This window comes from Nitrosococcus halophilus Nc 4, from assembly GCF_000024725.1.
Classification (GTDB): domain Bacteria; phylum Pseudomonadota; class Gammaproteobacteria; order Nitrosococcales; family Nitrosococcaceae; genus Nitrosococcus; species Nitrosococcus halophilus.
The window spans coordinates 3,863,413-3,887,614 of the sequence record NC_013960.1; the positions used below are offsets into that span (position 1 = coordinate 3,863,413).

Sequence of the window (24,202 nt, forward strand, 5' to 3'; positions counted from 1 at the left end):
TTTCGTTGCCGCCAACCGTTTGGGCCGTTAGATTTTACCGTACGGTACATTTCTTAGAGGTAAAGCCATGCCGCAGAATGACATCGCATACGGCAAAATCCAGACAGTTGAGGAACTCGGCCGCTTGGCGCGCGCCCATCGCAAACAGCGGCGCCTGACGTTGGAGACGGTCTCCGGGCTCGGCAATCTGAGCACGCGGTTTCTGTCGGAGTTCGAACGGGGGAGGGAAACGGCCGAGATCGGCAAGGTTCTGAAGGCGCTGCGCATCTTGGGGCTGGAGGTCATCATCCAGCCGCGCGGGCAGGTGGTGCTGACTCACCGTACCGGCAAGATCCACGAGAAAACCACGTGAGCGACCCAGCGCCTTTTGATGACCGGCCTATGGAAACGCATCAGGAATTGAGAATGAAGAACGGCTACCCAGATTTGGTGCGAGCGGTACTCCCTATACCATCAACAATATCATCGGAAATGAGAGCCTCTTGGCCAGGGACAGCCAATTCATTGATATTTATGATTCGCCGGCTCATTGATCATGTGATTCATATGCTCAAAGAGCACATTTTATCATTAACAAACAATAAGTTATAGACAGCCTACTCCCACTCGATAGTGGCGGGGGGCTTTCCGGAAATATCATAGGTGACTCGGGAAATACCCGAGACTTCATTAATAATACGGCGGGAAACATGATCCAGAAAATCATAGGGTAAATGGGCCCACCGGGCAGTCATGAAGTCCACGCTCTCCACCGCCCGCAGCGCAACCACAAAATCATAGCACCGCCCATCCCCCATCACGCCAACGGATTTTACCGGCAAGAATACGGCGAAGGCCTGACTCACCTTATCGTACCAACCATGGGCGTGTAATTCTTCAATGAAAATGGCATCCGCCAGGCGGAGTAGATCCGCATATTCCTTTTTAACTTCCCCCAAAATCCGCACCCCGAGCCCTGGCCCCGGAAAAGGATGTCGATAAACAAGATCAAAGGGCAAGCCCAGTTCAGTGCCCAGGTGACGCACCTCATCCTTGAATAACTCCCGCAGGGGTTCAAGGAGCTTCAAATTGAGTTCCTCGGGCAGTCCCCCCACATTATGGTGGGACTTGATAACCTGAGCCTTTCCTGTTTTACCCCCTGCCGATTCAATTACATCAGGATAGATCGTGCCCTGAGCGAGCCATTGGACATTAGGCAACTCGGCCGCTGCCTCCTCAAAAACCTCGATAAATACTCGCCCGATGATTTTCCTTTTAGCCTCTGGATCAACCACCCCAGCCAAGGCTTCCAAAAACCGGGATTCGGCATCGATGCGGATGACTTTGATCCCCAGATGACGGGCAAAAGTGGCCATCACCTGATCCGCCTCTCCCAGCCGCAACAGGCCATTGTCCACGAATACGCAAATGAGCTGATTGCCGATAGCCTTGTGCAACAAAGCCGCAGCGACGGAAGAATCAACCCCGCCGGAGAGCCCTAGCAACACTGTATCCGTGCCCACTTTGCCCCTGATGCTTTCAATACTCTCAGCGATAATGTGGCCGGGTTTCCAAAGGCCCTCACAACCGCAAACCCCATAAATAAAACGCTCCAGAATGCGAACTCCCTGGCGGGTATGGGTCACTTCCGGGTGGAACTGGAGACCATAGAAACGCCGTGCTTCATCCGCCATCGCCGCCAGAGGAGCATGATCTGTTGAAGCAATCCGCTTAAACCCCTCGGGCAAACTCATCACCCGATCGCCATGGCTCATCCAGACATCCAACAGGGCCTTACCTTCGGCAGTGGTATGGTCCTCTATGTTCTGAAGTAACTGGGAATGGCCATGGACACGGACCTGGGCATAACCATACTCCCGGTGGGTGGAAACCTCTACTTCCCCCCCCAATTGGGCCGCCATCGCCTGCATGCCATAACAGATTCCCAGCAGCGGCACTCCCAGCTTAAACACCAATGGAGAGACCCGGGGAGCGGCTTCTCCCACGGTAGATGACGGCCCTCCGGAAAGGATAATCCCCCGAGGAGCAAAGGATTGCAGAGCCCTGTCATCTAGGTCGTAAGGATGGATCTCGCAATAGACCCCCGCCTCCCGGACGCGGCGGGCAATCAGCTGGGTATATTGGGAACCAAAATCGAGGATCAGGATACGGTGGCTGTAGAGATCACTCATGTCAATCCATGCGATAGTTCGGTGCTTCCTTGGTAATGGCCACATCATGGACATGGCTTTCCCTCACACCTGCCGCAGTCACCCGGATGAATGTGGGCCGGGTGCGCATTTCTTCAATAGTGGCGCACCCCGTGTATCCCATGCTCGACTGTAAGCCACCCACTAATTGGCGAACAACCGCGCTGAGACTGCCTTTGTAAGGAACCCGGCCCTCAATGCCCTCTGGAACGAGCTTATCGGCTTCCCCCGAATTTTCCTGGAAATAACGATCACTGGAACCTTGTTGCATCGCCCCGAGGGAACCCATGCCCCGGTAGGACTTATAAGCTCGGCCTTGGTATAGTTCCACCTCTCCCGGCGCTTCCTCGGTACCGGCAAACATACTCCCCACCATGACCGAATAGGCGCCCGCAGCAATGGCTTTAGCAAAGTCACCCGAATAGCGAATACCGCCATCGGCGATGAGCGGCACATTAGTATCCTTCAAAGCTTCAGCCACATTGGTGATGGCGGTAATCTGGGGCACCCCCACGCCGGCAACCACCCGGGTCGTGCAAATAGAACCTGGACCAATCCCCACCTTGACTCCATCAGCCCCTGCTTCCACCAGAGCCCGGGCCGCTTCCCCGGTGGCGATATTGCCACCAACCACCTGGAGATCAGGATACTCCGTCTTAACCCAGCGCACCTGATCCAGTACCCCTTGGGCATGGCCGTGGGCAGTATCCACCACTAGGACATCCACCCCCGCCTCAACGAGGGCAATACTCCGCTCCTGACCCCCGGGGCCAATTCCTACTGCAGCCCCTACGCGAAGCCGTCCATATTCATCTTTGCATGCCAAGGGATATTCCGTGGCTTTCTGGATATCCTTGACCGTAATCAGCCCCCGGAGCCTGAATTGATCATCCACCACCAAGACTTTTTCAATACGGTATTGGTGTAGGAGCTCCACCACTTCGTCACGGTCTGCGCCTTCCGGTACCGTGACCAAGCGGGACTTAGGAGTCATAATATTGGAAACAGGGCTATCGAAATGGGTTTCAAAGCGCAGATCCCGGCTGGTGACAATGCCCACCAATTTTTCCCCTTCAACCACAGGAACACCGGAAATGCGATGGGCGCGGGTTAGGGCCAAAACTTCCTCAATACTGGTGTCTGGGGTGACCGTAATAGGCTCTTTGATAACCCCACTCTCAAATTTTTTAACTTTTCGCACCTCGGCCGCTTGGCGTTCCACACTCATATTTTTGTGGATAAAACCAATGCCACCTTCCTGAGCAAGGCTGATAGCTAATTGACCCTCGGTCACCGTATCCATTGCCGCGGAGGCAAGGGGAATATTAAGCTTGATACCGCGGGTCAATTGAGTTGCCAAGTTTGCTTCTCGCGGCAAGACGCAGGAGTGGGCGGGAAGGAGTAAAACGTCATCAAAAGTAAGAGCTTCCTGGATCATGCGCATAAAGCAAAATTTGTTGAGTAATCTAAAAAGGTAAAAATTTTCTAATTATACGGATTTTCACCACCAAATGCCCAGTATATTATTATTAAAAAATGGCTAATGTGTCCTCCAACCCAAAATCTGCGCAAGATATCTACACCATATCACGCTTAGTGCGTGAAGCCCGTTACGTCCTGGAAAGGAACTTTCCCCTACTTTGGGTTGCAGGGGAAATATCCAACTTATCGCAGCCCTCCTCTGGGCATATTTACTTTACGCTTAAGGACAAAACAGCCCAGGTACGCTGCGCCATGTTTCGCAATCGCAACCGTCTACTGGGATTTTCCCTTGAGGATGGGATGCAAGTATTGGCGCGGGCTCAAGTGGGCCTCTATGAAACCCGGGGCGAATTCCAGCTCATAGTTGAGTACCTGGAAGAAGCAGGGGACGGGGCCCTGCGGCGAGCCTTTGAAGAACTCAAGCAGAAACTCTCCGCAGAAGGACTATTTGCCCCTGAACATAAACGCCCCCTACCCACTCTACCCAGACAAGTGGGGGTCATCACCTCCCCTTCTGGCGCCGCCATCCAGGATATCCTAAGCGTTCTTAAACGGCGCTTCCCGGCAATCCCCGTCCTTATTTATCCCACCCCCGTCCAAGGGGAAGGAGCATCCCAGAAAATCGCTGCAGCTATTGCCAAGGCCGAGCAACGCTGCGATTGCGATCTCCTGATCCTGGCTCGGGGTGGCGGCTCCCTGGAAGATCTATGGGCCTTCAATAACGAAACGCTAGCGCGCACTATCTACAACTGCACCCTTCCCATAATCTGTGGCGTCGGCCATGAAATAGACTTCACCATTGCCGATTTTGCCGCCGATCAACGAGCGCCCACGCCCTCGGCAGCAGCGGAAATAGCAGTTCCCGACAGCCGTGAATGGTGCCAACACTTCCTGAATCTAGAACAACGGCTTGGCTTTTTATTCCAGCAGCGTTTACAACACTTACGGCACTCACTCGAGGGCCTAACCCAACGCCTCCGCCACCCCCATACTCGATTGCAAGAGTGGGCCCAACGGGTAGATGAATTAGAACAACGCCTTCATCGAGCCTATACCACCCTGGAGAGAGAACGGTTCCACCGGCTTGAAAGACTGCTGACCCACTTGCAAAGATTAAGCCCAGCACAGCGTTTAGAAGTTTACCACTCGCGCTTAGTGGATTTAGACCGGCGTCTTCAGGCCTCCCAACAGCAACACTTAGAGCAGCAACGGATGCGGTTTGAGATGGCGCAACGGGCCCTTCAAGCGGTAAGCCCCCAGGCCACATTAGAGCGAGGGTACGCCATCGTCACTGGGCCCCAGGGGGTCGTGCTACGTAAAGCCAGTCAGGTTGAGCCTGGGGCGAGGATTGAAGCCCGCTTAGCAAGGGGCCGCATTCGTGGTGAGATTACAGAAATTCTGGATGAATCGTAGCTACAATTGGATTTTCACCATGGCGAGCTGCGGTTCGCTCCCTCCTCACCTTGCTCCCAAAGTTTTAAGGTTTAAGAGAAGAAGGGCTTAATACCAAGTTCATGTGATTTTGCATTGTATAGATGCAGTCTAAACAAGCATTTGAAGCCTTAATAAATTGCATTCTTTGATTAAATTGGTATAACTCTTTGTTTTCCTGAACGCTTAAAAAAACAAAGGGGAGCTTGAGTTGAAATTTCAAGCTCCCCCGGTCTTAACTTACTACCCGCCACACCTTTTCCACCTGAGGCTACTTAGAGCAAAGGCTAATTGCTTATCTTGATTAAGATAGAAACTAGCCCCATACAAAAACCCTTTCGTCTTGCCTCTAGCGCAGCTAAGGAGTTCCTGTGTGTAAGGCATGCAAGCTTTAGCGGTTAAACTGCTCGAGGAAGGAGGATTGATCTGGTGCCATATCAGACTTTTCCATCTCGCATCCAACCAATCCTACCGTAAAAGCGACGGCGCATAGCAATAATAGACCTAATTTCACTGATCTCATAATTTTCTCCCTATATGCTTACTCAATACTTGAAATTTAGCTTTCCCTGCAATCTTTCCCTGTAATCTTTCCCTATAGTTATATTCTTATCTTCCCTCAGTCGCGGGTGGAACCCCTTATAAAAAGCAGAAACGTATAAACTTTAGCGGTTGAGTTGGCTAAAGGGTGCCGAACTTTCCGGTGACATATCCGCCGGTCCAGATCCAGTACACCCTGCCACCCCTACTGCGAAGGTTAAAGCGCACAGAGCCATTAAACAGCGTCTTAAAGACTTCATAAGCTCTCTCCCTTTTGTGATTAGACTGAGGTTTATGACTTCCTGTAATACAACAGTTAAGTTCCCTCAAGAAAATATTTAGCAAAATTTTGAGAAAAAGCAAGGTCTTTTTAGTAAAAACCTTATTGGGATAAAGGGGAAAGCTTCCCTAATTGGTCTCGGGCTTGAGCTTCTCAGGCCTGGGATGGCTAAATTTCTCAACCCTATCCGGATACTTTTTGCTTTTGGAGGAGCTGCAGATGTTTGATCCACTGGGTAGCCCGTTTGGCATATTCCGGTGACCGCTGGGCTACCTCTAGGGCCTGGATGGCCTCAGCCAATTGTCCCTGTTCGTAACGGACTTGTCCCAATAGGAACTGCGCCTGCCCCTTATCCAAACCCCCTTTGCGCAGCGCCTGCTGCAGGGCAGCGCTGGCCTCATCCCAACGCTGAAGTTCCATAAAGAGCTGGGCCCGGCGTAGATCTGCTTTACCTTTTTGGCTCACTCGTCCTGCCCTACTTAGGGCCTTAATTCCTTTCTCCCATTCACGAGCGGCAATCCAAGTATTGGCCAAACGCTCCCAGTTCTGGGTGGTGCTTTCAATAGCCCCTGTATCCAGAGCCTGTTGCAGAATCTGCCCCCCCTTATAGGGAATATCAAGGTAACGATAAAAATCAGAAAGATTGATCAATGCCTGGCCTTCAAGATGCCCCATTTTTTCCGCCAAGGCTTGCACTGCCAATGCCCGCTTATCTTCCTTGATTTCCGAATATACAGCGGCCAGCTGTTTCCAGTAACGCTCATTTTCAGGATGCAATTCGATCAGAGTTTCCAACACCTGGGTAGCCTGCGAGTATTGCTTTAATTCCAGGCGCGCTGCCAGATGCAGTTGATACCAAGACTCTTGGGGTTCTTCAGCAAGCTCAATGGCTGCCATGATAGGAGGGATCACTTTGGCGTACTGCTCTAAATGATAGTAGGCACTAGCCGCCAACAGGTGGGCTTCCGGGGGAGGCGCTTCCGCTTCCTTTAGCCACGCCTCTAGAAACTTGGTCCCTTCTCCATATTGCTCCGTGGCGATATAAAGCTGGGCTAGACTGTAGCGCAGATCACGGTCGACCTCTGCCGGCAGCGCATCCAGGGCCAGACTAGTCTTGAAGGCTTGGATCGCCCTGGGGTAATCCTCTACCGAGGAGTAAACATACCCGAGAGTTTGCAAAACCATGGCCTCTTCATAGGCCTTCTGTTCACCTGAACCCTTAACCCGCTTTTGGAGCACCGTCAGTTTTTCTATGGCCTTCCGGTACTGCTGCTGGTCCATAAGTTCATGGGCCGCCGTTAGTGCCTCATAAGTAGGGGGAGATAGTAAATAGGGAGCAGCCGCCTGGACGCCCGAGCATAACAGTGAGACAGCCCAAATAGCACTACCCAAAAACCAGCCCTGAAACCGACCCCGGTCCCCTATTGCTAAGTCAGCCGGCCCCTTTTCCAGCCAGGGACTCAAATGAAAGCATTGGATCACAGCTTGCCTATTCATCCGGGCAGGTTAAATTCGATTTCTTGAGTCGCACGCTGCTCGACCGGCTCCCCCTCCATCAGTTTGGGCTTGAATTTCCACTTCTTGATGGCCTCTAGGGCAGCCCGGTCAAACACCCCCGGCGGATGAGCTTCAACCACTTTAGGATCACGCACCGAGCCATCCTTCATGATAATAAACTCTATGGTAACCGAACCCTCAAGCCTGCGGCGCGCTGCATTCCGTGGATAACGTGGAAGGGTTCGCACCAAGGGAATGACTTCACCTTCACGGGCCGAGAGAATCGTCTCTCCTGATGCCGGGGCAGAAGGAGAGACCTTATAGTCCCCTAGATAGGGTCCCGTTCCCTTAAGGCTCAGGGGCAAATCAATGGCGGGAACCTCAGCCGGCAGTGTGGGTACATTAGGCTGGGGAGGCCGCGACTTTGGCATTGTGGTGGGTGGCGGCGGTAATTTCTCTGGCGGCGGAGGTTTTTTCGGTAATTTCCGCTGCTTGAGCTCCGGCGAATCCGGTTCTCGCTTCAACCGCACAAACTCCACCATGGTCATATTCTCGTCCTCTGGCCGCACGCCATCCTGTCCAGCAATCATATAAGACATCAGCAGGAATAGCCCCAGGTTGACTAACCCCGCAATGGCAATAGCGACGAGAAATCTCACTGCGCTTTAGTGGCTGCAATGGAGACATCCGTCACTCCAGCCAACCTGACCTGGTCCATCACGTTAATCACCAATCCGGTTTTGGAGTCCTTGTCGGCCACAATGACTACAGCTCCCTCTGGGTTTTCGGCGTGCATACGCTCCACATTGGCCCGTACTGTACGGATATCAATTTGGCGCTCATCCATCCAGATCTCGTTATTGGCGCGCACGGCAATTAAAATATTGCCCCGCTCCTCACGAACCGCCGTCTGTGCTGAGGGCCGATTGACTTCTACCCCCGTTTCTTTGACAAAAGAGGTGGTCACGATAAAGAAAATTAATAAAATGAAAACCATGTCAATGAGCGGTGTCAGGTTGATATTGACCGCCGAGCCACTCTGCCGTTGGCTGTGTCGTTGCCTCATAGATTTTACTCCCGCCGCAGCAGATCTCTTGCGTGCTGGATAGCTCGCTGGGCTCGATGTTCCAAGTTAGCGCTAAAGTAGAGACCCGACAAAGCCGTCACTAACCCCGCCATCGTCGTAATCAAAGCCACGGAAATCCCCCCCGCAAACCCGCGAACGTTGCCGGTACCAAACACTGTCATCACATCAAACACCTGGATCATTCCAATCACAGTACCGAGCAGGCCCAACATGGGCAGTACGGCCGTCAGGGTTTTAATGGGCAATAGAAACTTGCGCAGGTTCTGGGAAAGCTCGGCAATCATCCCCTCTCGAATACGCTGCGCCTGCCAGGAATAACGTTCCTGGCGCTGTTGCCAATGGTCGATCAAACGTTGCAACTGTGAAGGGTAAACGACCAACATAAAATAATAACGCTCAATAATCAGCACCCACATCAAGACCGAAGCCACCAGAATGACCCAGAGAACGCCCCCGCCTCTTTCCAACAGGAGTTCAATCTGAAACAGGTTGTCCGTCAGTGCGCCCATTCTGCTTCTCCGCTCGCTGCGCCACAATGGCGGCACTCTCCTCATCCAGCACTTGCACCAGCCGATTGCTCTTACTGGAAAGCCCGCTGTGGATCAGCAAGATGGGGATAGCCACCGACAAGCCCAGCTCGGTAGTTACCAGGGCCTCAGAAATCCCGCCCGACATGAGCTTAGGATCGCCCGTGCCAAAGAGGGTGATCGACTGGAAGGTCTCAATCATGCCAGTGACGGTACCCAACAGCCCGAGCAAGGGTGGAATGGCAGCCAAAATGGCTAGGGTGGGCAGTCCTCGCTCCAAACGGGGTATTTCTTTGAGGATGGCCTCATCAAGCTTGAGATGAAGTGTTTCCACATCTTGGCCATTATCCTTGTAAACCCCCAGGATGCGACCCAGGGGGTTATTGTCCTGTGGCGTCTCCTGTTGTCGCTGGCGATGGATGCGGCGGCCGATGATTTGCAAATAAATAAACCGCTGCAACGCAATCAGCAAAGCGATTGCCCCTAGGCCCAAAATTAAATAACCAATCCACCCCCCCTGCTGGATATGCTCTTGCAAGTTAGGTTTCTGGACGAATAGTGCGAGGATAGCGCCACGGCTGGGATCTACCGCCATCGGCACCACCTCGTCTCTTTCTGCCTTTTCAAATTCAGCGGCCGCTTCGAGAAAGCGGGAGGGGGGCTGCCGACTAAGCTCCACGAGCCCGTTAATCGGCTCAGAGAGATACCGCAGGTAGGTGCCCTCGGAGATTGCCGTGAAGGTACCGATTCGGGAAACTTGTCGCTCTTCGACTTCTCCTCCTGCAATGATCACTGGGGCCGAGAAAGTCACTACTTTCCCCGATTCCGTCATCTGCTCCTGCAAACTCAACCACAATTGCTGCAGCTCATCAATGGTAGGTAACTGCTTACGTTCCGCAATGGTTTCCAGCACCTCAGTGCGCCCCGAAAGCTGGGCCGAAACCAAGGAATTATTAATAATATGCAACAGATCATGGGCGCTCTGTCGGGCTACGCCAAAAAGCTCTCCCAGAGAAGCCGAGCGTTCCTTAAGGGCAGCTTCCTTTTCAGCGAGGGTCTTCTCATTCTGCTCAAAAATCCGCTTAAGCTTTTCTTCCCGTTTTTGCGCCGCCGCCAACTCGGCCTTGGCCTTATTAAGCAGATTTTTTTGCTGGTCTCGGGCGGAGAGAAAGCGAGCTTCTCGCTCTGCATTCAGCTTGCGTTCTTGAATGCTATCTTGTCGAACCTGTTCCAGAAGCTGATCCAAGGTTTCCGGGGTATTCGCACCCCAAGAGCCCATAGGCACGCCTAACACTATGATCCCAATAAGGGTAGCGACTCCCTTAGCTTTTAGAAATAAATGCCTATCCCCGGACAGCATGCCAAGCTTGATAGCCCTCATTGCACAGTCTCCGGCGCCCGTATAGGCAGCAATAATAAGTCCGGGGGAGCCTGCTTGCGGGCAATACGCAGACCCTGGGTAACTGCAGAGCGATATCGATCGGGGAGGATCGACCAACGCTGCTTATGGACATCCCAACGGCCACAGGTCTTGCCATCCAGGGTATGAAAAAACAAGGCTGTCCGTCCTATGCGAAGAAAATCCACGGTACGAGATTTGCCTTCCATTGCTAAAGTGCCTCGATAGGCTTCAATGGTACGCCCATATTCCACTTCTACCTGGAAGGCCTCGACCACACGCCGGTATTTCTCCGACAACCCCACATCAGCCCGGTCCATCAGGGCCTTGAGCTGCTGAATGCGAGTCTGGCGCTCCTGGGGAAGAAAAGGAATGTCCAAGGCCACAAACTGCTCCAGTGATGAAACCATGCGCAACATCAGGGGCACGATTTCCCGCTGGGTCACCTCAATCTCCGAAAGCTGCTGCTGGAGGGAGGTAAATTCTTCCTTTTGGGAACGAATGAGTTTCCCTAATTGGCGATTATAGGTACGAAGACTATCAAGCTGGGCAGTGACTTGACGATATTCCGCTAGCAGTTCTGTCGTTTCCTCTGACAGGGCATCAATCTTATCCTGGGATTTCGCCGCAGCCTGATCCGTCTTGACCTGAGTATCAATAGCCGCTTCCAATGAAGCCGCCATGGTCCCCATCCCATACACAGCACTCAGGGCTAAAAATGCACAGAACCCTATTTTAACCATCCTCTGTGGCATAATCTTGATCTTCAACTCTCCAGATAGCACGCTTCTTCGTCACCCCATAATTAAGGCTGACGAAATGAAACTTAGTTTGGGAGACCCTAAATATGATTAGGCGGTCGCAGACCCACTAGAATTTCTGGTTTAGACCCTAAAGCAAAAGGGAATACCCTCGGGATGCCTTAGAGACCAGGAAATTGCTACCTTAGAAATAAATTTAGGGTCAAAGAATTAAAGTAGCGATCAAAAATATCTTAACTTAAATAACGAAGTGGTAAGCACACATTACATCTGCATTCCAGCGGCCACGCTGAATAATATATAAAGACAACTGATAAAGACAACGGTTTCAACCACGCCCTGGGTCACAGCCAGGCACCAAAATATTCTTTGCATTTAACATAGTTGCTTAAATAAGCAATATTCATTCCATAAAAAACTACGAGCAAAATCAAAAATTAAAAAGCCCCCTCCTCAAGACTGGAAAAGAAATTGGGTCATTTCACTGAATGATTCAGGCAAATGACCAAAAATAACCCTATCGTCAACCCACTCACAGCTAATATTAATGCAAATATAAATGATTCTCAATAAATGAAATTAGACAAATTCAACCCTCAAGGAGTCCCTCAAAGCTCGTATAAGGTTTCATCCACCTGAGGAGGAAGAAAATGCCGACGTACATTTTTGAGACTACCTTTGCCTGGGGAGGTAAAAGGAACCTCTTCCTCTAGAATATCTCCCATCTCCGCCTCGATCCGTTCCGGATCTTCCCCCTTTTCCATCCGGCGAATAGCCTCTTCTACTCCTGGACCTAACTTAAGGCCAGTGGCGTCATAAAGCTTGCGCATCATCTGGGCCATCGCCTTGGGATTGTTTTCGTCAACCCCTTCCATCTCCCCTGCAAGGGCTTCAAAGGCTCGCTCCATTCGCGCCTCATCAAGATCCGGAAACGCCTCACCGCTATCCTCCTCCTTGCGGCCTTTAGAGATAGCAAACAGCGATAATTTCCGCTCTAGCTCGGGCCGGCCACAGCGGGGACAGTTCGGACGCTTCTCCGTGTTGATACGACGGGAGAAAAAATTAAATATCGTATGGCAGTCCATACAATAGAACTCATAAATAGGCATTACCGGTTAACCTCTTTCAAACCAGGCTTTTCCCTGGAAACCCCAGCAGCCCCAAGAAGATTAACGTCCCACCCTTAGGGTACCCAACGATTTCAAATCTCGACCATTTCAAAATCATCCTTACCCGCACCGCAATCTGGACAAACCCAAGTCTCAGGAACATCTTCCCACTTGGTGCCAGGGGGAATACCATCCTCAGGCCAGCCCTCTGCTTCATCGTAGATAAAACCACAAATAATGCACATATAGCGCTTCATAGGCTACTCGCTCAATTATTATTATGAAAATTAAGAAAAACTAATGGTTACGATGGGCGGATTCTCGCATGTTTTTTCACTATTGGAAAATCGCATCCTACCTGAGATATTGATAAACTTTAAAACTAAACTCTTCAGCCTATAAACACCCATGAATGAGCTAATCCGCGGCCTTTACGCCATTGCTGACACTCATCTTCTGCCCCACCAGGACTTGGGCAACGCCGTCGCCCTTGCATTACTAGGGGGGGCCTCCTTAATCCAGTACCGAGATAAAAGCCAGGAGGAGAAACGACGTTACCAAGAGGCCAAGTCCTTACAGCAAATCTGCCGCCAGCATCAGGTCCCTCTGATTATCAATGACGATACCCTACTCGCTGCCGAAATTGGTGCTGACGGGGTTCATCTAGGGCGGGATGACCTTGCTCCCAGTTCAGCCCGACAGATCTTAGGCGCAGACGCCATTATTGGCGTCTCCTGTTACAACGAACTGGCGCGGGCCATCGCCGCCGAGCAAGCCGGCGCCGATTATGTAGCCTTTGGCCGTTTTTTTCCTTCCAGAACCAAGCCAGAAGCTATCCAAGCCTCCCTAGAGCTATTAAGGGAGGCCCGAAAAAAATTAAAACTTCCTATTGTCGCCATCGGCGGCATCACCACAGAAAACGCGCCTCAGGTGATTGAGGCGGGGGCTAATGCGGTAGCCATTATCGGCGGACTTTTTAAAAGCCAGGATATCCGCGCGACGGCTGCTGCCTATCAGCAGCAATTTCTAAGCCAGCATTTACCTGCGCCCCATTCTTTTTAATTTTCTTAATACATTGAATATTCGAGCTTATTGATGCGTTTATGAGCGACAACAACTATATTATCCATGCCACTGAGTCTAATTTTGCCGAGCAGGTTTTGGCAAAATCCCACCAAGCCCCTGTCCTCGTGGATTTCTGGGCTGCTTGGTGCCAACCCTGCCAAATGCTCATGCCGCTTTTGCAGCAGTTGGCTGAAAACTACCAAGGCCAATTTTGGTTAGCCAAGGTGAATGCTGACGAAGAACAAAACTTAGCCCTCCAGTATGGAGTACGCGGCCTACCCACCCTGAAATTGTTCCGCCACGGCGAAGTGGTGGAGGAGTTGGTGGGCGTCCAGCCGGAATCGGTGATCCGCGCCGCCATTGATCGGCACCTGGTCCGGGAATCTGAGCGGCTATTAGAACAAGCCCAAACAGCCTTGGCGGCCGGACAAGAGGAACAAGGCCTTCATTTATTGCATAAAGCCGCGGAGATAGATCCAGAAAATTACCTGGTCTCTGTGGCGCTAGCAGGCGCTCTTCTCAAGCAAGGAAAAATGACCAAGGCCGAACAGATGCTGAAGGCACTGCCTTTAGAAGTGCGAGGAGAAGAACCTGCTAGCGGCCTGTTGGCGCAAATTGAGTTTGCCACTCTTACCGAGAAGGCGCCCGACATCCATAGTTTAAAGCAGCGCCTCAAAGCCAATCCGGAGGATTCCGAAGCCCGTTATCTACTCGGTGCCCAGCAAGCGCTTGCTGGCGATTACCAGGATGCCTTGGAACAGTTCATGGTACTGCTTAAACAAAACCCAAAATATGGGGATGAGGCAGCCCGTAAAGCCTTGCTGGCCGTGTTTAACATTCTCGGTCCCGATCATGAGCTTGTTCCCCGTTACCGGCGACAAATGTTTCGTTATCTTCACTGAGCCAGACGAAATTTTCTCCTCTATCCTCTATAAGCAAGAATTTTAAGTACAGGATAAGTTTTCCAATGGGGTATTGGCGTATATTGTTACTCATGGCCATTTCCTTAACGATGGGAAATGGCCAGGCTGAAGAACCGACGATAGCAAAAGAATCGGCCCCTCCGATGGTCACGACAGTTAAACCCAATCCCGTTATCGGTGCCCAGCAACGGCAATGGATCAGGATAATCGGCTCAGGCTTTACCTCGGGCTCGAAGGTTACCCTGCAACTCGGGGAGCGAATTTTCCCCATCCCTTCTGAACGAACGAAATGGCTCAACGACGGGGAATTGGCAATTTACGCCAACGTCTCCACGGGACCCTCCACCTGGAAAGTGCAAGTGACCAACCCAGAAGGACAAAACTCCACCCCCTTCAGCTTTGAAGTCAAACCTCCTGCCGCCATAGGGCAGGAAAAGCAAGCATTAGAAGAACAAGGAAGAAAAGCTGAAGTGGAGGCACTGGAAAAGAAAGCTGAAGAAACCACTGAAAAAATAGAACAGGTCAAAGAAACCGTTGAGGAGGCCAAACTGGAAGCCACACAAGCGGCCACCGAGAAAGCAGCGCTACAAAAGGAAGTAGAAAAAAGAGAACAAGAGGCCCTGGCAGCCAAACAGCAATTAGAGGCAGCAAAAGCCAAAGCTCAGGCTACGGGGGGTTTAGCAGACCAAAGAGAAGTTGAAAAATTAGCGGAAGAAGCAGAAAAACTTGAAAAAGCCGCCACCACCGAGGAAAAAAGGCTTGCCACCCTGGAGGTTAAAGAACAAGCAGCCCAAGAAAAGGCGACGACTACTGAAACTGAAATTGAAAAACTCCGCCAGGAATTTGCTGAATTAAGGAAGCAAAGAGCTGCAAAGCGAACTTTTCTTGAGAAAGCAACGACTGCGGCCTGGATTATTTTAGTGGCCCTGATTATTTGGTTTCTAAAGAGAGTCGCCGTCAATCGGTTTGAAAGCGCTGCGGTTAAAAAAGAGGAAGTCCAAGAAGGCAGCGCCAGACTCAGAACCTTGGTATTGTTGCTCAATTGGCTAGGCACCATCCTCATTATTCTTACCGCTGGTTATCTTATCCTGGATGAATTCGGGATTAACATGGCTCCGGTTTTGGCCAGCGTAGGAATTGTGGGCCTTGCTCTTGGCTTTGGGGGACAATATCTGATCCGAGATATCATTAACGGCATTTTCATTCTGATAGAAGGACAATATAACATTAATGATATCGTTCAGATCGGTGAGTTTGTGGGAGTCGTCGAGGGGGTCAATTTACGCCATACCAAACTACGGGATCTTGAGGGACGAGCCATCTATATTCCCAACGGGGAAATTAAAACCGTGGTTAATTTTACCAAAGACTATGGACGGATTGTTCTCGACATTGGCGTCGCCTACAAAGAAAATGTTGACCAGGTCATGGAAGTGATGAAAACGGTGGCGGAGGAAATGCGCCAGACTCCAAAATACGGGAGGCTAATCAAAGAATTTGAAATGTTTGGCGTGGAAAATTTTGGAGAATCAGCGATCACTATTCGCTGCCGTTTTAAAACTATAACCAGTAAACAGTGGGAGGTAGCCCGGGAATGCCGACGGCGGATCAAAAACCGTTTTGATGAGCTCGGGATTGAAATTCCATTCCCCCAAAGAACATTAAATTGGGGAATGCCCCCTCAACCTCATGATATGGACGAATTTGAACAAACCAGAAATGCTGTTATATCTTAAATATTTCATGCTCTGCCCAAGCCGGATACAGCTAGCCCCCATGAAAAGACAACCGGCTAGCCGCTAATCATAAGGCTCCTTATTGACTCAAGGCCGCAGCAAAACTCGCTTTTTACCCGCCTGTGAGGGAGGCTAGCCTACCCTTATGGTATATTGCTGCGGGAAAGAATAAGGCCCTATTGGCGAGTTTGGGTAGAAGATCATTCAACTTTTCCAACTCACACCATGTTTCAAATAGTTGCAGAGGTTCTGCCATGACCTATTCAGATGAATTGTTCCAACGGGCACAAGCCCATATTCCCGGCGGGGTGAACTCTCCAGTACGCGCCTTCAAAGGTGTGGGCGGCAAACCCGTATTTTTTGCCCGCGGCGAGGGTCCTTATTTATACGACGTTGACGGCAACCGCTATATTGATTACGTCAGCTCCTGGGGCCCACTCGTTGTTGGCCATACTCATCCTGAGGTAGTCGCAGCAGTCCAAGAGGCGGCAGCCGAAGGACTTGGCTTTGGCGCCCCTACCGCCATTGAGATCGAAATGGCGGAAACCGTATGCCGCCTCGTCCCCAGCATGGATCTAGTCCGCATGGTCAGCTCGGGCACCGAAGCCACCATGAGCGCCATTCGCTTAGCCCGGGGATTTACGGGGCGAGACAAAATTTTAAAGTTTGAGGGTTGCTACCATGGTCACGCCGACTCTTTATTAGTAAAGGCAGGCTCCGGTGCCTTGACCCTGGGTGTCCCCACCTCACCTGGTATTCCCCTGGCTTTAGCCGAGCATACCCTGACCGTCAGCTACAACAATCTGGATGCGGTCCAGGAGGCCTTCGCCCATTTCGGTGGACAAATCGCCGCCGTGATTGTCGAACCAGTCGCTGGGAATATGAACTGCATCCCTCCTGCCCCCGGCTTTTTAGAAGGGCTGCGAACTATCTGCAATGAGTACGACAGCGTCCTCATTTTTGATGAAGTCATGACCGGTTTCCGGGTAGCCCTGGGCGGTGCCCAGGAATTTTATAAAGTGACTCCGGATTTAACTACCTTGGGGAAGGTGATTGGTGGTGGCCTACCGGTAGGGGCATTTGGTGGCCGCCGAGAAATCATGGAGATGATTGCGCCTTTAGGTCCTGTCTATCAAGCGGGTACGCTCTCCGGTAATCCAGTGGCGATGGCTGCCGGACTGGCCACCCTCAAGCTTATCCAGGCCCCCGAATTTCACCAACGTTTATCTCAGCAAACTCAAAAGCTGGTTAAGGGCTTTCTTGAGCGGGCTCGCAACGGGGGGGTTCCCATGACGGCAAACCAGGTAGGCGGCATGTTTGGCCTCTTCTTCACCGAGGAAGAAGAAGTCACCAACTATTATCAAGCCACGAACTGCAATCTGGATCGCTTTAAACTCTTTTTCCACGGGATGCTAGAGCAAGGGATTTACCTTGCACCCTCAGCCTTTGAAGCCAGTTTTGTCTCTAGCGCCCACGGTGACGAACAGATAGAGGCCACCCTGCAGGCTGCAGAGCGGGTACTGGCTGAATTATCACCCTAACCGATAAATCCATGAAGTAGCGACTAGGAGACATCTAAATCCCTATTCGCTACTTTCAAAATTAGGACAAGGATTGACTCAATTTTAAGTATGAAAATTCGCGCTGCTGCCGCCCAGTATGATATTAGTGATCTTCAGAGTTGGAGCGAATATGAAGCCAAAATTACCCAATGGGTTGAACGGGCAGTGGCCCAAGGAGCCCAACTCCTGCTTTTTCCCGAATATTTTTCCCTGGAGCTCACTGCCCTGTTCGGCAATGAAAAAGAAGGAACTCTGGCGCGGCAGTTGGCAGCGCTGCAAGAATCCCTACCTAATTTTTTGGCCCTCTTCCGGCAATTAGCGAAAGCCCACCAAGTCTACATTCTCGCAGGAACTTTCCCCGTCCGGGTCGCGGAAGGCTTTCGCAATCGCGCCCACCTATTAGGCCCTAGGGGGGCAATGGTTTTCCAAGATAAACTGCAAATCACCCGGTTTGAGACCGAGCAGATGCGCCTCCGTTCCGGTGATGACATTAAGGTTTTTGACACTGATTTTGGCAAACTCGGCATCAATGTCTGCTACGATATCGAATTTCCACTAATTGCCCGCTATCAGATTGAGGCCGGGGCTAAATTGCTGCTGGTCCCAAGCTGTACAGACAGCTTGGCAGGCTACCACCGGATTCGCATTGGCTGCCAAGCTCGGGCTCTGGAAAATCAGTGCTATGTCCTCCAAGCGGCGACTGTCACCTGCGCTACACCGCGCTCCAAAGCAACCCAGATCAGAATGGGGGCGGCTGCGGCCTATGCTCCTCCAGCTCGGGGTTTTCCCGATGACGGTATCCTGACCATTGGTAAAATCAACGAACCCCAGTGGATATTTACCGATCTAGACCTTGAAGCCATCGACAAAGTACGGCAAACAGGTGATGCGCTTAACTACCAAGATTGGCAGGGACAAAAACGCCTGGAGAGCGCTAAGCTAGAGCAAGTCAAGGTTATCGCAGGCCATCGCCCTTATTCCCCTTAAACGAACCGCCAATCCCCTAGCGGGGCGCAATTTGTTAAAATCGCGCCCATGGATATTTCCTATTTGCTCAATCCGCTTAACAAAGCCCAGCGTGAGGCGGTCGCCGCCCCCGCAGGACATCATTTAGTGCTCGCCGGTGCAGGCAGCGGTAAAACCCGGGTATTGGTACATCGAATTGCTTGGCTGATCCGAAGCCAAGGAATCTCTCCTTTTAGTCTCTTGGCAGTGACTTTTACCAATAAGGCTGCCGGGGAAATGCGAGGGCGAATCGAAGAGTTACTAGGAATGCCGGCGGGGGGTATGTGGATGGGCACCTTTCATGGACTGGCCCATCGCCTGTTACGGACCCATTGGCAAGAGGCCCAGCTCCCCCAGGACTTTCAGATTCTGGATTCGGAGGATCAGTACCGTCTAATTCGTCGGATCTTGCAGAATCTCAACCTAGATGAAACCCGGTGGCCACCACGCCAGGCCCAATGGTTTATCAACGGCCGTAAGGACGAGGGCCTGCGCCCCCAGCATCTTGAGGATGACGGTAACCCCTATCTCCGGCAACAGATCCGCATCTACCACAGCTATCAGAGCCACTGCGAACGCAGCGGCTTGGTGGACTTCGCGGAGCTTTTGCTGCGGGCTCATGAACTGTGGCGAGACCATCCCGCCCTACTGGGACACTACCAAAACCGTTTTACTCATATTTTGGTGGATGAATTCCAGGATACCAATGCCATCCAATATGCTTGGCTACGATTGCTGGCCGGGAACCAGGGAAAACTCTTTATCGTCGGCGATGACGATCAATCCATCTATGGCTGGCGGGGGGCACGGATTGAAAATATTCAACAACTGACCCAGGACTTTCCCACCGTACGGACAGTGCGCTTGGAACAAAACTACCGCTCAACGGGCACTATCCTCGCCGCGGCTAACACGGTCATTGCCCACAATGCACAACGGCTGGGGAAAAACCTTTGGACCGATGGCGAAGAGGGCGAGCCCATTCAAATCTACCGGGCCTTTAATGAACGGGACGAGGCCCATTTTGTGGTCGAGCGTATCCAAGCCTGGCAAAACCAAGGGGAAAGGCGCGCTGATATCGCCGTACTCTACCGCTCCAACGCCCAATCCCGGATCCTAGAGGCGGCCCTGGTGGAGGCCGGCATCCCCTATCGGGTCCATGGGGGACTGCGGTTCTTCGAGCGGGCGGAAATTAAAGATGCCCTGGCTTATTTGCGTCTAGTGGCCCATCAAAACGATGACTCTGCCTTCGAGCGGGTGGTGAATACTCCCCCTCGCGGCATTGGCGAACGAACCCTTTCCCAAGTCAGGGAACAAGCCCGCCAGGCCGGCCTCTCCCTGTGGCAAGCGGCAACCCAATTGATCAACACGCGGACCCTCTCCCCTCGAAGCGCCAATGCCCTCCAAAAATTTCACCGACTTATCGAAGGCATGGCGACAGCCATCAAGGCCCTTACCCTCCCGGAAAAAATGGAGCTTGTGCTTGAACAAAGTGGTTTGTTTGACCACTACCGCAAAGACCGTAGCGAAAAAGGCCAATCACGCTTAGATAACCTGAAAGAGCTGATTAATGCCGCCTCCCAATTTAAAGCCGAAGATCCTAGCCTGGAAACGTTACCAGAATTTTTAGCCCATGCGGCACTGGAGGCAGGGGATACCCAGGCCGAGGATCGGGAGGATTGCGTGCAATTGATGACTTTACACGCGGCGAAGGGCCTGGAATTCCCCCTTGTATTTATCGTCGGCATGGAAGAAGGCCTATTTCCAAGCCCCCAATCCCTCAATGAGCCCAGGCGGCTGGAGGAGGAACGTCGACTCTGCTATGTGGGAATGACCCGGGCTCGATATCATCTCTATCTCATTCATGCAGAGCATCGTTGGCTTTATGGTTCGGAGAGCTACCCCAAACCTTCCCGTTTTCTTTATGAAATTCCCACCGAACTCACCCATGAACTCCGGCCGCAAACCCATATTATCCGTCCCGGTTATGCTCCCCAAGAACCCATGGCCTCTGATGGAGGCTTGCAACGGGGTCAACGAGTCAAGCACCCTAAGTTTGGAGAGGGGGTGATCCTAGGCTTGGAAGGAAAAGGCGAGCATAGGCGGGTGCAAGTCAATTTCAACCAAGCAGGGACTAAATGGCTGGCAGTGACCTATGCCAATCTCCAAATTGTTTGATATTCGATAAAAATAACTTGCCTCTCCCGCTCCTTAGCGCTGGGATCAGTCGAGAGTTCAAAACTTAAGGAAACACTTATGGTTCGAATGATGAAATTGGTTTCAACATTCTTCTTTTTCCTGGTACTGCTCAACCTCAACGCCTGTGGCTCCGAACCTCCAAGCACAACCATCGAAGGCCCCTCAAACCAAATTATTCGCTGGCGGATGGTGACCACTTGGCCCCCCGGTTTTCCGGTCCTCCAGGAGGGAGCCGAACGTTTTGCCAAAAATATCGAAGCCATGAGTGGGGGACGGCTCAGGATCAAAGTCTTCGCGGGAGGAGAACTGATCCCCCCCTTAGAAACCTTTGAAGCGGTTTCCCAGGGGGCGGTGCATATGGGCCACGGGTCGGCCTATTACTGGGCGGGTAGAATTCCTGCTGCGCAATTTTTCTCCACTGTCCCTTTTGGCATGACGGCCAAGGGAATGAATACTTGGCTTTATGACGGTGGCGGGCTGAAAATGTGGCGAGAAATTTATGTTCCTTTCAATGTGGTCCCCTTTCCGCTGGGAAATACCGGAGTCCAAATGGGCGGATGGTTTAATAAGAAAATTGAATCGGCTGAGGATCTTAAAGGACTTAAAATGCGCATCCCTGGCCTTGGCGGCAAGGTTTTCGCTAAAGCCGGCGGTAATCCAGTGCTTTTAGCAGGAGCTGAAGTCTATACCGCCTTAGAGCGTAATACTATCGATGCTACCGAATGGATTGCCCCCTTCCATGACCAACGCTTAGGCCTCAACCGGGCGGCCCAGTACTACTATTATCCCGGCTGGCATGAGCCAGGTACAGTATTGGAGCTTATCGTCAACAAAGAGGCCTGGGAGTCCCTTCCTAAAGACCTCCAAGCCATCATCTCCGTGGCTGCCCAGGCCGAGAATTTGCAAATGAGTTCAGAAATGGAGGCTAAAAATGCACAAGCACTGGAGGAACTCCAAGAACAAAGCCATACTAAGCTTTTAGCTTTTCCAGAGGATGTACTGGCCAAACTGCGCCGGCTTACCCAGCAAACCCTCAACGAACAGGCTGCTGACGATCCCCAATTTAAGCGAGTCTATGAAGCCTACACCGCTTTCCGGCAAAAGTTTGATGCCTGGGAGGCTATTTCAGAACAAGCCTACCAACGTACACTAGAGAGTGAAAATAAATAGGGCTTTCCTCATCTTCTAATTGTCGGGTCTCCGATGATTAATTTGACGTTCACATGGAGAAAATCCAGTGGATAGCCTTGAAAACACTTGGGTTTGGAAACTATTGGAACATCCCTTTATGGGTAGGGTGGGTTAAGGCGTGTTAGCGCCGTACCCACCGACATTTAAACACTTAATAGGGGCTTATCCTCCGGTCTTGCTCCACCTTTCACCGACAGCAAAATTTTCCTGAAATTGCACTTAATATTTGTAGTGCCAACTGTCCTTACGCCAGTGGTATTTATAGCGATAATCGTGAAACCAATAGCGGTAGAATAGTGGTTGCCAACGGTTATGCCAACGGAAGTAGGCATCTTCTGTTTTTCGGGCATCTCTTGCTTCTGCCAAGAGCTTCTGCGCTTCTTCATTGCCACGACCTGCAGCGATGGACAACCATTTTTCAGCCTCGCGGGGATCTGACCCCAACTCCTCAAGACCGGTCAGATAAAGTTGTCCAAGAGCTAATTGCGCATTGAGATCGCCTCTTTCTGCTGCCTCCCGCATCCATTGTAATGCCCGGTAGCTATCCCGAGGCACCCCATCACCCCGAAAGAATCGCAGCCCCAGATCATACGCAGCACGGGGATCTTGGCGAGCAAGTTCTTCCAGGGCCACAATACGTCTCTCCGCGTCACCATTTGGCACCGCAGCAGATGGATCATAGGAGGCGGCATCACTAGGGCGATATGAACAACCATCAGAATTGCAAACACGCATGGTTTCCGACGGAGGGGGTTGTACGCAGGCTGGCAATACCGCACCCAATACCAACCAAAACAAAAGTCGCATACCTTACCTCTTAAATTAATTCTTTTTTTCTACTTCAATTTTAGGCCTTTCAGCTTTGCCTAACTGCGGTCATATTCAGGAAAATACTGCCACGGCAAAACGCCCATCCAAACATTTCTCGGTACAAAACCAATTGCACAATACAAATATCTGGATACACTACACGCATTATCGGACAGGAAAGCCCCAAAAAAAATAGAGCTGTCTGGTAATTCACAATTGGCATATTATGTCGTGACTTTTAAAATTTAATGCGAATTTAGAGCTACCTGGAGTAAGGCAGCGTAAACCAACCCACTGCGCTATGGTGTCAGGCAACCTAATCAAGGACGCCGCAGGGGAATGGCAGTGGATTGGGAATCAAAATTGATAACGCTTTATGAGTTAAACAGTATCAGAAACAGTTTTGGGTCTACTACCAGCGCCCTAGATAATAACGAAGGGATCAAACTGTATATCCTGGAATTACGCCGACTCGGGACCCTACTCTTTGTAAATGGAGAATAAAAACATTATGTCCAATCTCTTTAAATTACAAAATTTTCTTATCTTAGGTTGTTGTTTCATTTTTACCGGCTGTGTTACAACGGGAGGGCAAGGCACCGCAGTGTCAGGATCAGCGGGGGGAGGAACCAGCGTAGATGCTAACTCATCTCTAGAACGATGCGATCAACCGGTTGGAACACTAGCAGTTGATGATGGCCGTGCAGCAGATTGGTATGGCCGCTTTGGCAGTGCCACTAATGTCACCTCAATTGAACCGCTACTCCGACTTGCGGTGCAGCAATCGAACTGTTTCGTCATTACCACGATAGGCAATCTGCGCACCGATAGCCGTCTTACCCGAATCACTGAACTACAGCGTAACTCTGGTGAATATCGTGCCGGCTCAAAGCAACACAAAGGGCAGCGAGTTGCCGCCGATTATTACCTAGAGCCACAAATCATTATTGATAATTCCTCTATTGGTAAAGTCGGAGGGGCGCTCGGCGGATTAGTCAACAGCACCGTGGGAGCCCTGGCCGGAGCTCTGGAAGCAAAAGCATCGGTAGTAACCCTTTCCCTGTATGATATCCGCTCCGCTGTTCAAATTTCGGCCTCTGAGGGTAGTTCAACAGCCACCAATTATGGCGCAGCATTAGGTGCATTTGGAGGAACCGCGGCGGGGGGGCTAGGCGGTTTTTCAAAAACACCCGAGGGTAAAGCTACCGTCGCTGCTTTTATCGACGCCTATAATGGTATGGTGCAGGCTCTGAGAAACTACGAAGCACAAGATGTGAAAGGTGGCTTAGGCCGTGGCGGTACGCTTGAAGTTAAGTAATCCAAGTTAGCGCCTATGCAAGTACATGAGACGTGGTGGGCTTAAACCATACAAAAACAGCGAATCGCGATAATTCGACCGTCCACGGGGC

Annotated in this window: 21 protein-coding genes; 10 read left to right on the top strand and 11 right to left on the bottom strand. The window is 51.3% G+C overall.

The window, feature by feature from the left end; genetic code table 11:
• Positions 1 to 67: 67 nt before the first annotated feature.
• Positions 68 to 352, top strand: coding sequence for a helix-turn-helix domain-containing protein (locus tag NHAL_RS18200; RefSeq protein WP_013034616.1), 285 nt, complete (start codon positions 68 to 70; stop codon positions 350 to 352).
• 244 nt (positions 353 to 596) lie between these two features.
• Here the strand turns inward: NHAL_RS18200 and guaA are convergent, their stop codons facing one another.
• Together guaA and guaB are read right to left on the bottom strand one after the other, a co-directional pair.
• Positions 597 to 2,171 carry a glutamine-hydrolyzing GMP synthase gene (gene guaA / locus NHAL_RS18205; RefSeq protein WP_013034617.1) on the bottom strand — a complete coding sequence of 525 codons (1,575 nt, stop codon included), beginning with the start codon at positions 2,169 to 2,171 and terminating at the stop codon, positions 597 to 599.
• 1 nt (position 2,172) lies between these two features.
• Positions 2,173 to 3,633: an IMP dehydrogenase gene (gene guaB / locus NHAL_RS18210; protein ID WP_013034618.1), complete on the bottom strand. Its 1,461-nt coding sequence runs from the start codon at positions 3,631 to 3,633 to the stop codon at positions 2,173 to 2,175.
• Between the two features lie 92 nt (positions 3,634 to 3,725).
• Here guaB and xseA point away from each other — a divergent pair, with 92 nt between their 5' ends.
• A complete protein-coding gene (xseA, locus tag NHAL_RS18215) occupies positions 3,726 to 5,084 on the top strand; it encodes an exodeoxyribonuclease VII large subunit (protein ID WP_013034619.1) in 1,359 nt (452 codons plus the stop codon).
• Positions 5,085 to 6,105: 1,021 nt separating this feature from the next.
• Here the strand turns inward: xseA and NHAL_RS18220 are convergent.
• The 8 genes from NHAL_RS18220 to NHAL_RS18255 form a co-directional block, all read right to left on the bottom strand.
• Complete coding sequence (locus tag NHAL_RS18220; RefSeq protein ID WP_013034621.1) at positions 6,106 to 7,419, bottom strand: tetratricopeptide repeat protein; 1,314 nt, start codon at positions 7,417 to 7,419, stop codon at positions 6,106 to 6,108.
• Positions 7,416 to 8,078, bottom strand: a complete 663-nt coding sequence (locus NHAL_RS18225) for an energy transducer TonB (RefSeq protein ID WP_013034622.1) — start codon at positions 8,076 to 8,078, stop codon at positions 7,416 to 7,418. The genes NHAL_RS18220 and NHAL_RS18225 overlap by 4 nt, the downstream gene beginning before the upstream one ends.
• On the bottom strand, positions 8,075 to 8,485 hold the full coding sequence (locus NHAL_RS18230) for an ExbD/TolR family protein (protein WP_013034623.1): 411 nt from the start codon (positions 8,483 to 8,485) through the stop codon (positions 8,075 to 8,077). The genes NHAL_RS18225 and NHAL_RS18230 overlap by 4 nt, the downstream gene beginning before the upstream one ends.
• A gap of 5 nt (positions 8,486 to 8,490) precedes the next feature.
• Positions 8,491 to 9,015, bottom strand: coding sequence for a MotA/TolQ/ExbB proton channel family protein (locus NHAL_RS18235; protein ID WP_013034624.1), 525 nt, complete (start codon positions 9,013 to 9,015; stop codon positions 8,491 to 8,493).
• Positions 8,981 to 10,414: a MotA/TolQ/ExbB proton channel family protein gene (locus NHAL_RS18240; protein ID WP_013034625.1), complete on the bottom strand. Its 1,434-nt coding sequence runs from the start codon at positions 10,412 to 10,414 to the stop codon at positions 8,981 to 8,983. The genes NHAL_RS18235 and NHAL_RS18240 overlap by 35 nt, the downstream gene beginning before the upstream one ends.
• Positions 10,411 to 11,187: a DUF3450 domain-containing protein gene (locus NHAL_RS18245; protein ID WP_013034626.1), complete on the bottom strand. Its 777-nt coding sequence runs from the start codon at positions 11,185 to 11,187 to the stop codon at positions 10,411 to 10,413. Before NHAL_RS18245 ends, NHAL_RS18240 begins: the two co-directional genes overlap by 4 nt.
• 614 nt (positions 11,188 to 11,801) lie before the next feature.
• Positions 11,802 to 12,302, bottom strand: coding sequence for an FmdB family zinc ribbon protein (locus NHAL_RS18250; protein ID WP_013034627.1), 501 nt, complete (start codon positions 12,300 to 12,302; stop codon positions 11,802 to 11,804).
• 92 nt (positions 12,303 to 12,394) lie between these two features.
• Complete coding sequence (locus tag NHAL_RS18255; protein WP_013034628.1) at positions 12,395 to 12,559, bottom strand: rubredoxin; 165 nt, start codon at positions 12,557 to 12,559, stop codon at positions 12,395 to 12,397.
• Positions 12,560 to 12,710: 151 nt separating this feature from the next.
• Between NHAL_RS18255 and thiE the strand changes: the two genes are divergently transcribed.
• The 7 genes from thiE to NHAL_RS18290 all read left to right on the top strand — a co-directional run bounded on the left by thiE (position 12,711) and on the right by NHAL_RS18290 (position 21,962).
• The gene (gene thiE / locus NHAL_RS18260; RefSeq protein WP_013034629.1) at positions 12,711 to 13,364 is read left to right on the top strand and encodes a thiamine phosphate synthase; all 654 of its coding nucleotides are present in this window, start codon (positions 12,711 to 12,713) and stop codon (positions 13,362 to 13,364) included.
• Between the two features lie 41 nt (positions 13,365 to 13,405).
• Positions 13,406 to 14,269 carry a thioredoxin gene (gene trxA, locus NHAL_RS18265; RefSeq protein ID WP_013034630.1) on the top strand — a complete coding sequence of 288 codons (864 nt, stop codon included), beginning with the start codon at positions 13,406 to 13,408 and terminating at the stop codon, positions 14,267 to 14,269.
• Positions 14,270 to 14,334: 65 nt separating this feature from the next.
• Positions 14,335 to 16,026 (top strand): mechanosensitive ion channel domain-containing protein, encoded by a 1,692-nt coding sequence (locus NHAL_RS18270; protein WP_013034631.1) that lies wholly within the window; start codon positions 14,335 to 14,337, stop codon positions 16,024 to 16,026.
• A 254-nt stretch (positions 16,027 to 16,280) separates the two neighbouring features.
• Positions 16,281 to 17,567: a glutamate-1-semialdehyde 2,1-aminomutase gene (hemL, locus tag NHAL_RS18275; RefSeq protein ID WP_013034632.1), complete on the top strand. Its 1,287-nt coding sequence runs from the start codon at positions 16,281 to 16,283 to the stop codon at positions 17,565 to 17,567.
• A gap of 90 nt (positions 17,568 to 17,657) precedes the next feature.
• The gene (locus tag NHAL_RS18280) at positions 17,658 to 18,575 is read left to right on the top strand and encodes a carbon-nitrogen hydrolase family protein (protein ID WP_013034633.1); all 918 of its coding nucleotides are present in this window, start codon (positions 17,658 to 17,660) and stop codon (positions 18,573 to 18,575) included.
• Between the two features lie 48 nt (positions 18,576 to 18,623).
• Positions 18,624 to 20,771, top strand: coding sequence for a DNA helicase II (uvrD, locus tag NHAL_RS18285; protein WP_013034634.1), 2,148 nt, complete (start codon positions 18,624 to 18,626; stop codon positions 20,769 to 20,771).
• Between the two features lie 78 nt (positions 20,772 to 20,849).
• Positions 20,850 to 21,962: a TRAP transporter substrate-binding protein gene (locus NHAL_RS18290; protein WP_013034635.1), complete on the top strand. Its 1,113-nt coding sequence runs from the start codon at positions 20,850 to 20,852 to the stop codon at positions 21,960 to 21,962.
• Positions 21,963 to 22,202: 240 nt separating this feature from the next.
• Here the strand turns inward: NHAL_RS18290 and NHAL_RS18295 are convergent, their stop codons facing one another.
• Complete coding sequence (locus tag NHAL_RS18295) at positions 22,203 to 22,790, bottom strand: tetratricopeptide repeat protein (RefSeq protein WP_013034636.1); 588 nt, start codon at positions 22,788 to 22,790, stop codon at positions 22,203 to 22,205.
• A 514-nt stretch (positions 22,791 to 23,304) separates the two neighbouring features.
• Between NHAL_RS18295 and NHAL_RS18300 the strand changes: the two genes are divergently transcribed.
• A complete protein-coding gene (locus tag NHAL_RS18300) occupies positions 23,305 to 24,111 on the top strand; it encodes a hypothetical protein (protein ID WP_013034638.1) in 807 nt (268 codons plus the stop codon).
• The last annotated feature ends 91 nt before the right edge of the window (positions 24,112 to 24,202 follow it).

Bases quoted from the DNA above. Each gene is read 5' to 3' on its own strand.
- NHAL_RS18200 (WP_013034616.1), top strand. From the start codon at position 68: ATGCCGCAGAATGACATCGCATACGGCAAAATCCAGACAGTTGAGGAA.
- guaA (WP_013034617.1), bottom strand. From the start codon at position 2,171: ATGAGTGATCTCTACAGCCACCGTATCCTGATCCTCGATTTTGGTTCC.
- guaB (WP_013034618.1), bottom strand. From the start codon at position 3,633: ATGCGCATGATCCAGGAAGCTCTTACTTTTGATGACGTTTTACTCCTT.
- xseA (WP_013034619.1), top strand. From the start codon at position 3,726: ATGGCTAATGTGTCCTCCAACCCAAAATCTGCGCAAGATATCTACACC.
- NHAL_RS18220 (WP_013034621.1), bottom strand. From the start codon at position 7,419: ATGAATAGGCAAGCTGTGATCCAATGCTTTCATTTGAGTCCCTGGCTG.
- NHAL_RS18230 (WP_013034623.1), bottom strand. From the start codon at position 8,485: ATGAGGCAACGACACAGCCAACGGCAGAGTGGCTCGGCGGTCAATATC.
- NHAL_RS18235 (WP_013034624.1), bottom strand. From the start codon at position 9,015: ATGGGCGCACTGACGGACAACCTGTTTCAGATTGAACTCCTGTTGGAA.
- NHAL_RS18240 (WP_013034625.1), bottom strand. From the start codon at position 10,414: ATGAGGGCTATCAAGCTTGGCATGCTGTCCGGGGATAGGCATTTATTT.
- NHAL_RS18245 (WP_013034626.1), bottom strand. From the start codon at position 11,187: ATGCCACAGAGGATGGTTAAAATAGGGTTCTGTGCATTTTTAGCCCTG.
- NHAL_RS18250 (WP_013034627.1), bottom strand. From the start codon at position 12,302: ATGCCTATTTATGAGTTCTATTGTATGGACTGCCATACGATATTTAAT.
- NHAL_RS18255 (WP_013034628.1), bottom strand. From the start codon at position 12,559: ATGAAGCGCTATATGTGCATTATTTGTGGTTTTATCTACGATGAAGCA.
- thiE (WP_013034629.1), top strand. From the start codon at position 12,711: ATGAATGAGCTAATCCGCGGCCTTTACGCCATTGCTGACACTCATCTT.
- trxA (WP_013034630.1), top strand. From the start codon at position 13,406: ATGAGCGACAACAACTATATTATCCATGCCACTGAGTCTAATTTTGCC.
- NHAL_RS18270 (WP_013034631.1), top strand. From the start codon at position 14,335: ATGGGGTATTGGCGTATATTGTTACTCATGGCCATTTCCTTAACGATG.
- hemL (WP_013034632.1), top strand. From the start codon at position 16,281: ATGACCTATTCAGATGAATTGTTCCAACGGGCACAAGCCCATATTCCC.
- NHAL_RS18280 (WP_013034633.1), top strand. From the start codon at position 17,658: ATGAAAATTCGCGCTGCTGCCGCCCAGTATGATATTAGTGATCTTCAG.
- uvrD (WP_013034634.1), top strand. From the start codon at position 18,624: ATGGATATTTCCTATTTGCTCAATCCGCTTAACAAAGCCCAGCGTGAG.
- NHAL_RS18290 (WP_013034635.1), top strand. From the start codon at position 20,850: ATGGTTCGAATGATGAAATTGGTTTCAACATTCTTCTTTTTCCTGGTA.
- NHAL_RS18295 (WP_013034636.1), bottom strand. From the start codon at position 22,790: ATGCGACTTTTGTTTTGGTTGGTATTGGGTGCGGTATTGCCAGCCTGC.
- NHAL_RS18300 (WP_013034638.1), top strand. From the start codon at position 23,305: ATGTCCAATCTCTTTAAATTACAAAATTTTCTTATCTTAGGTTGTTGT.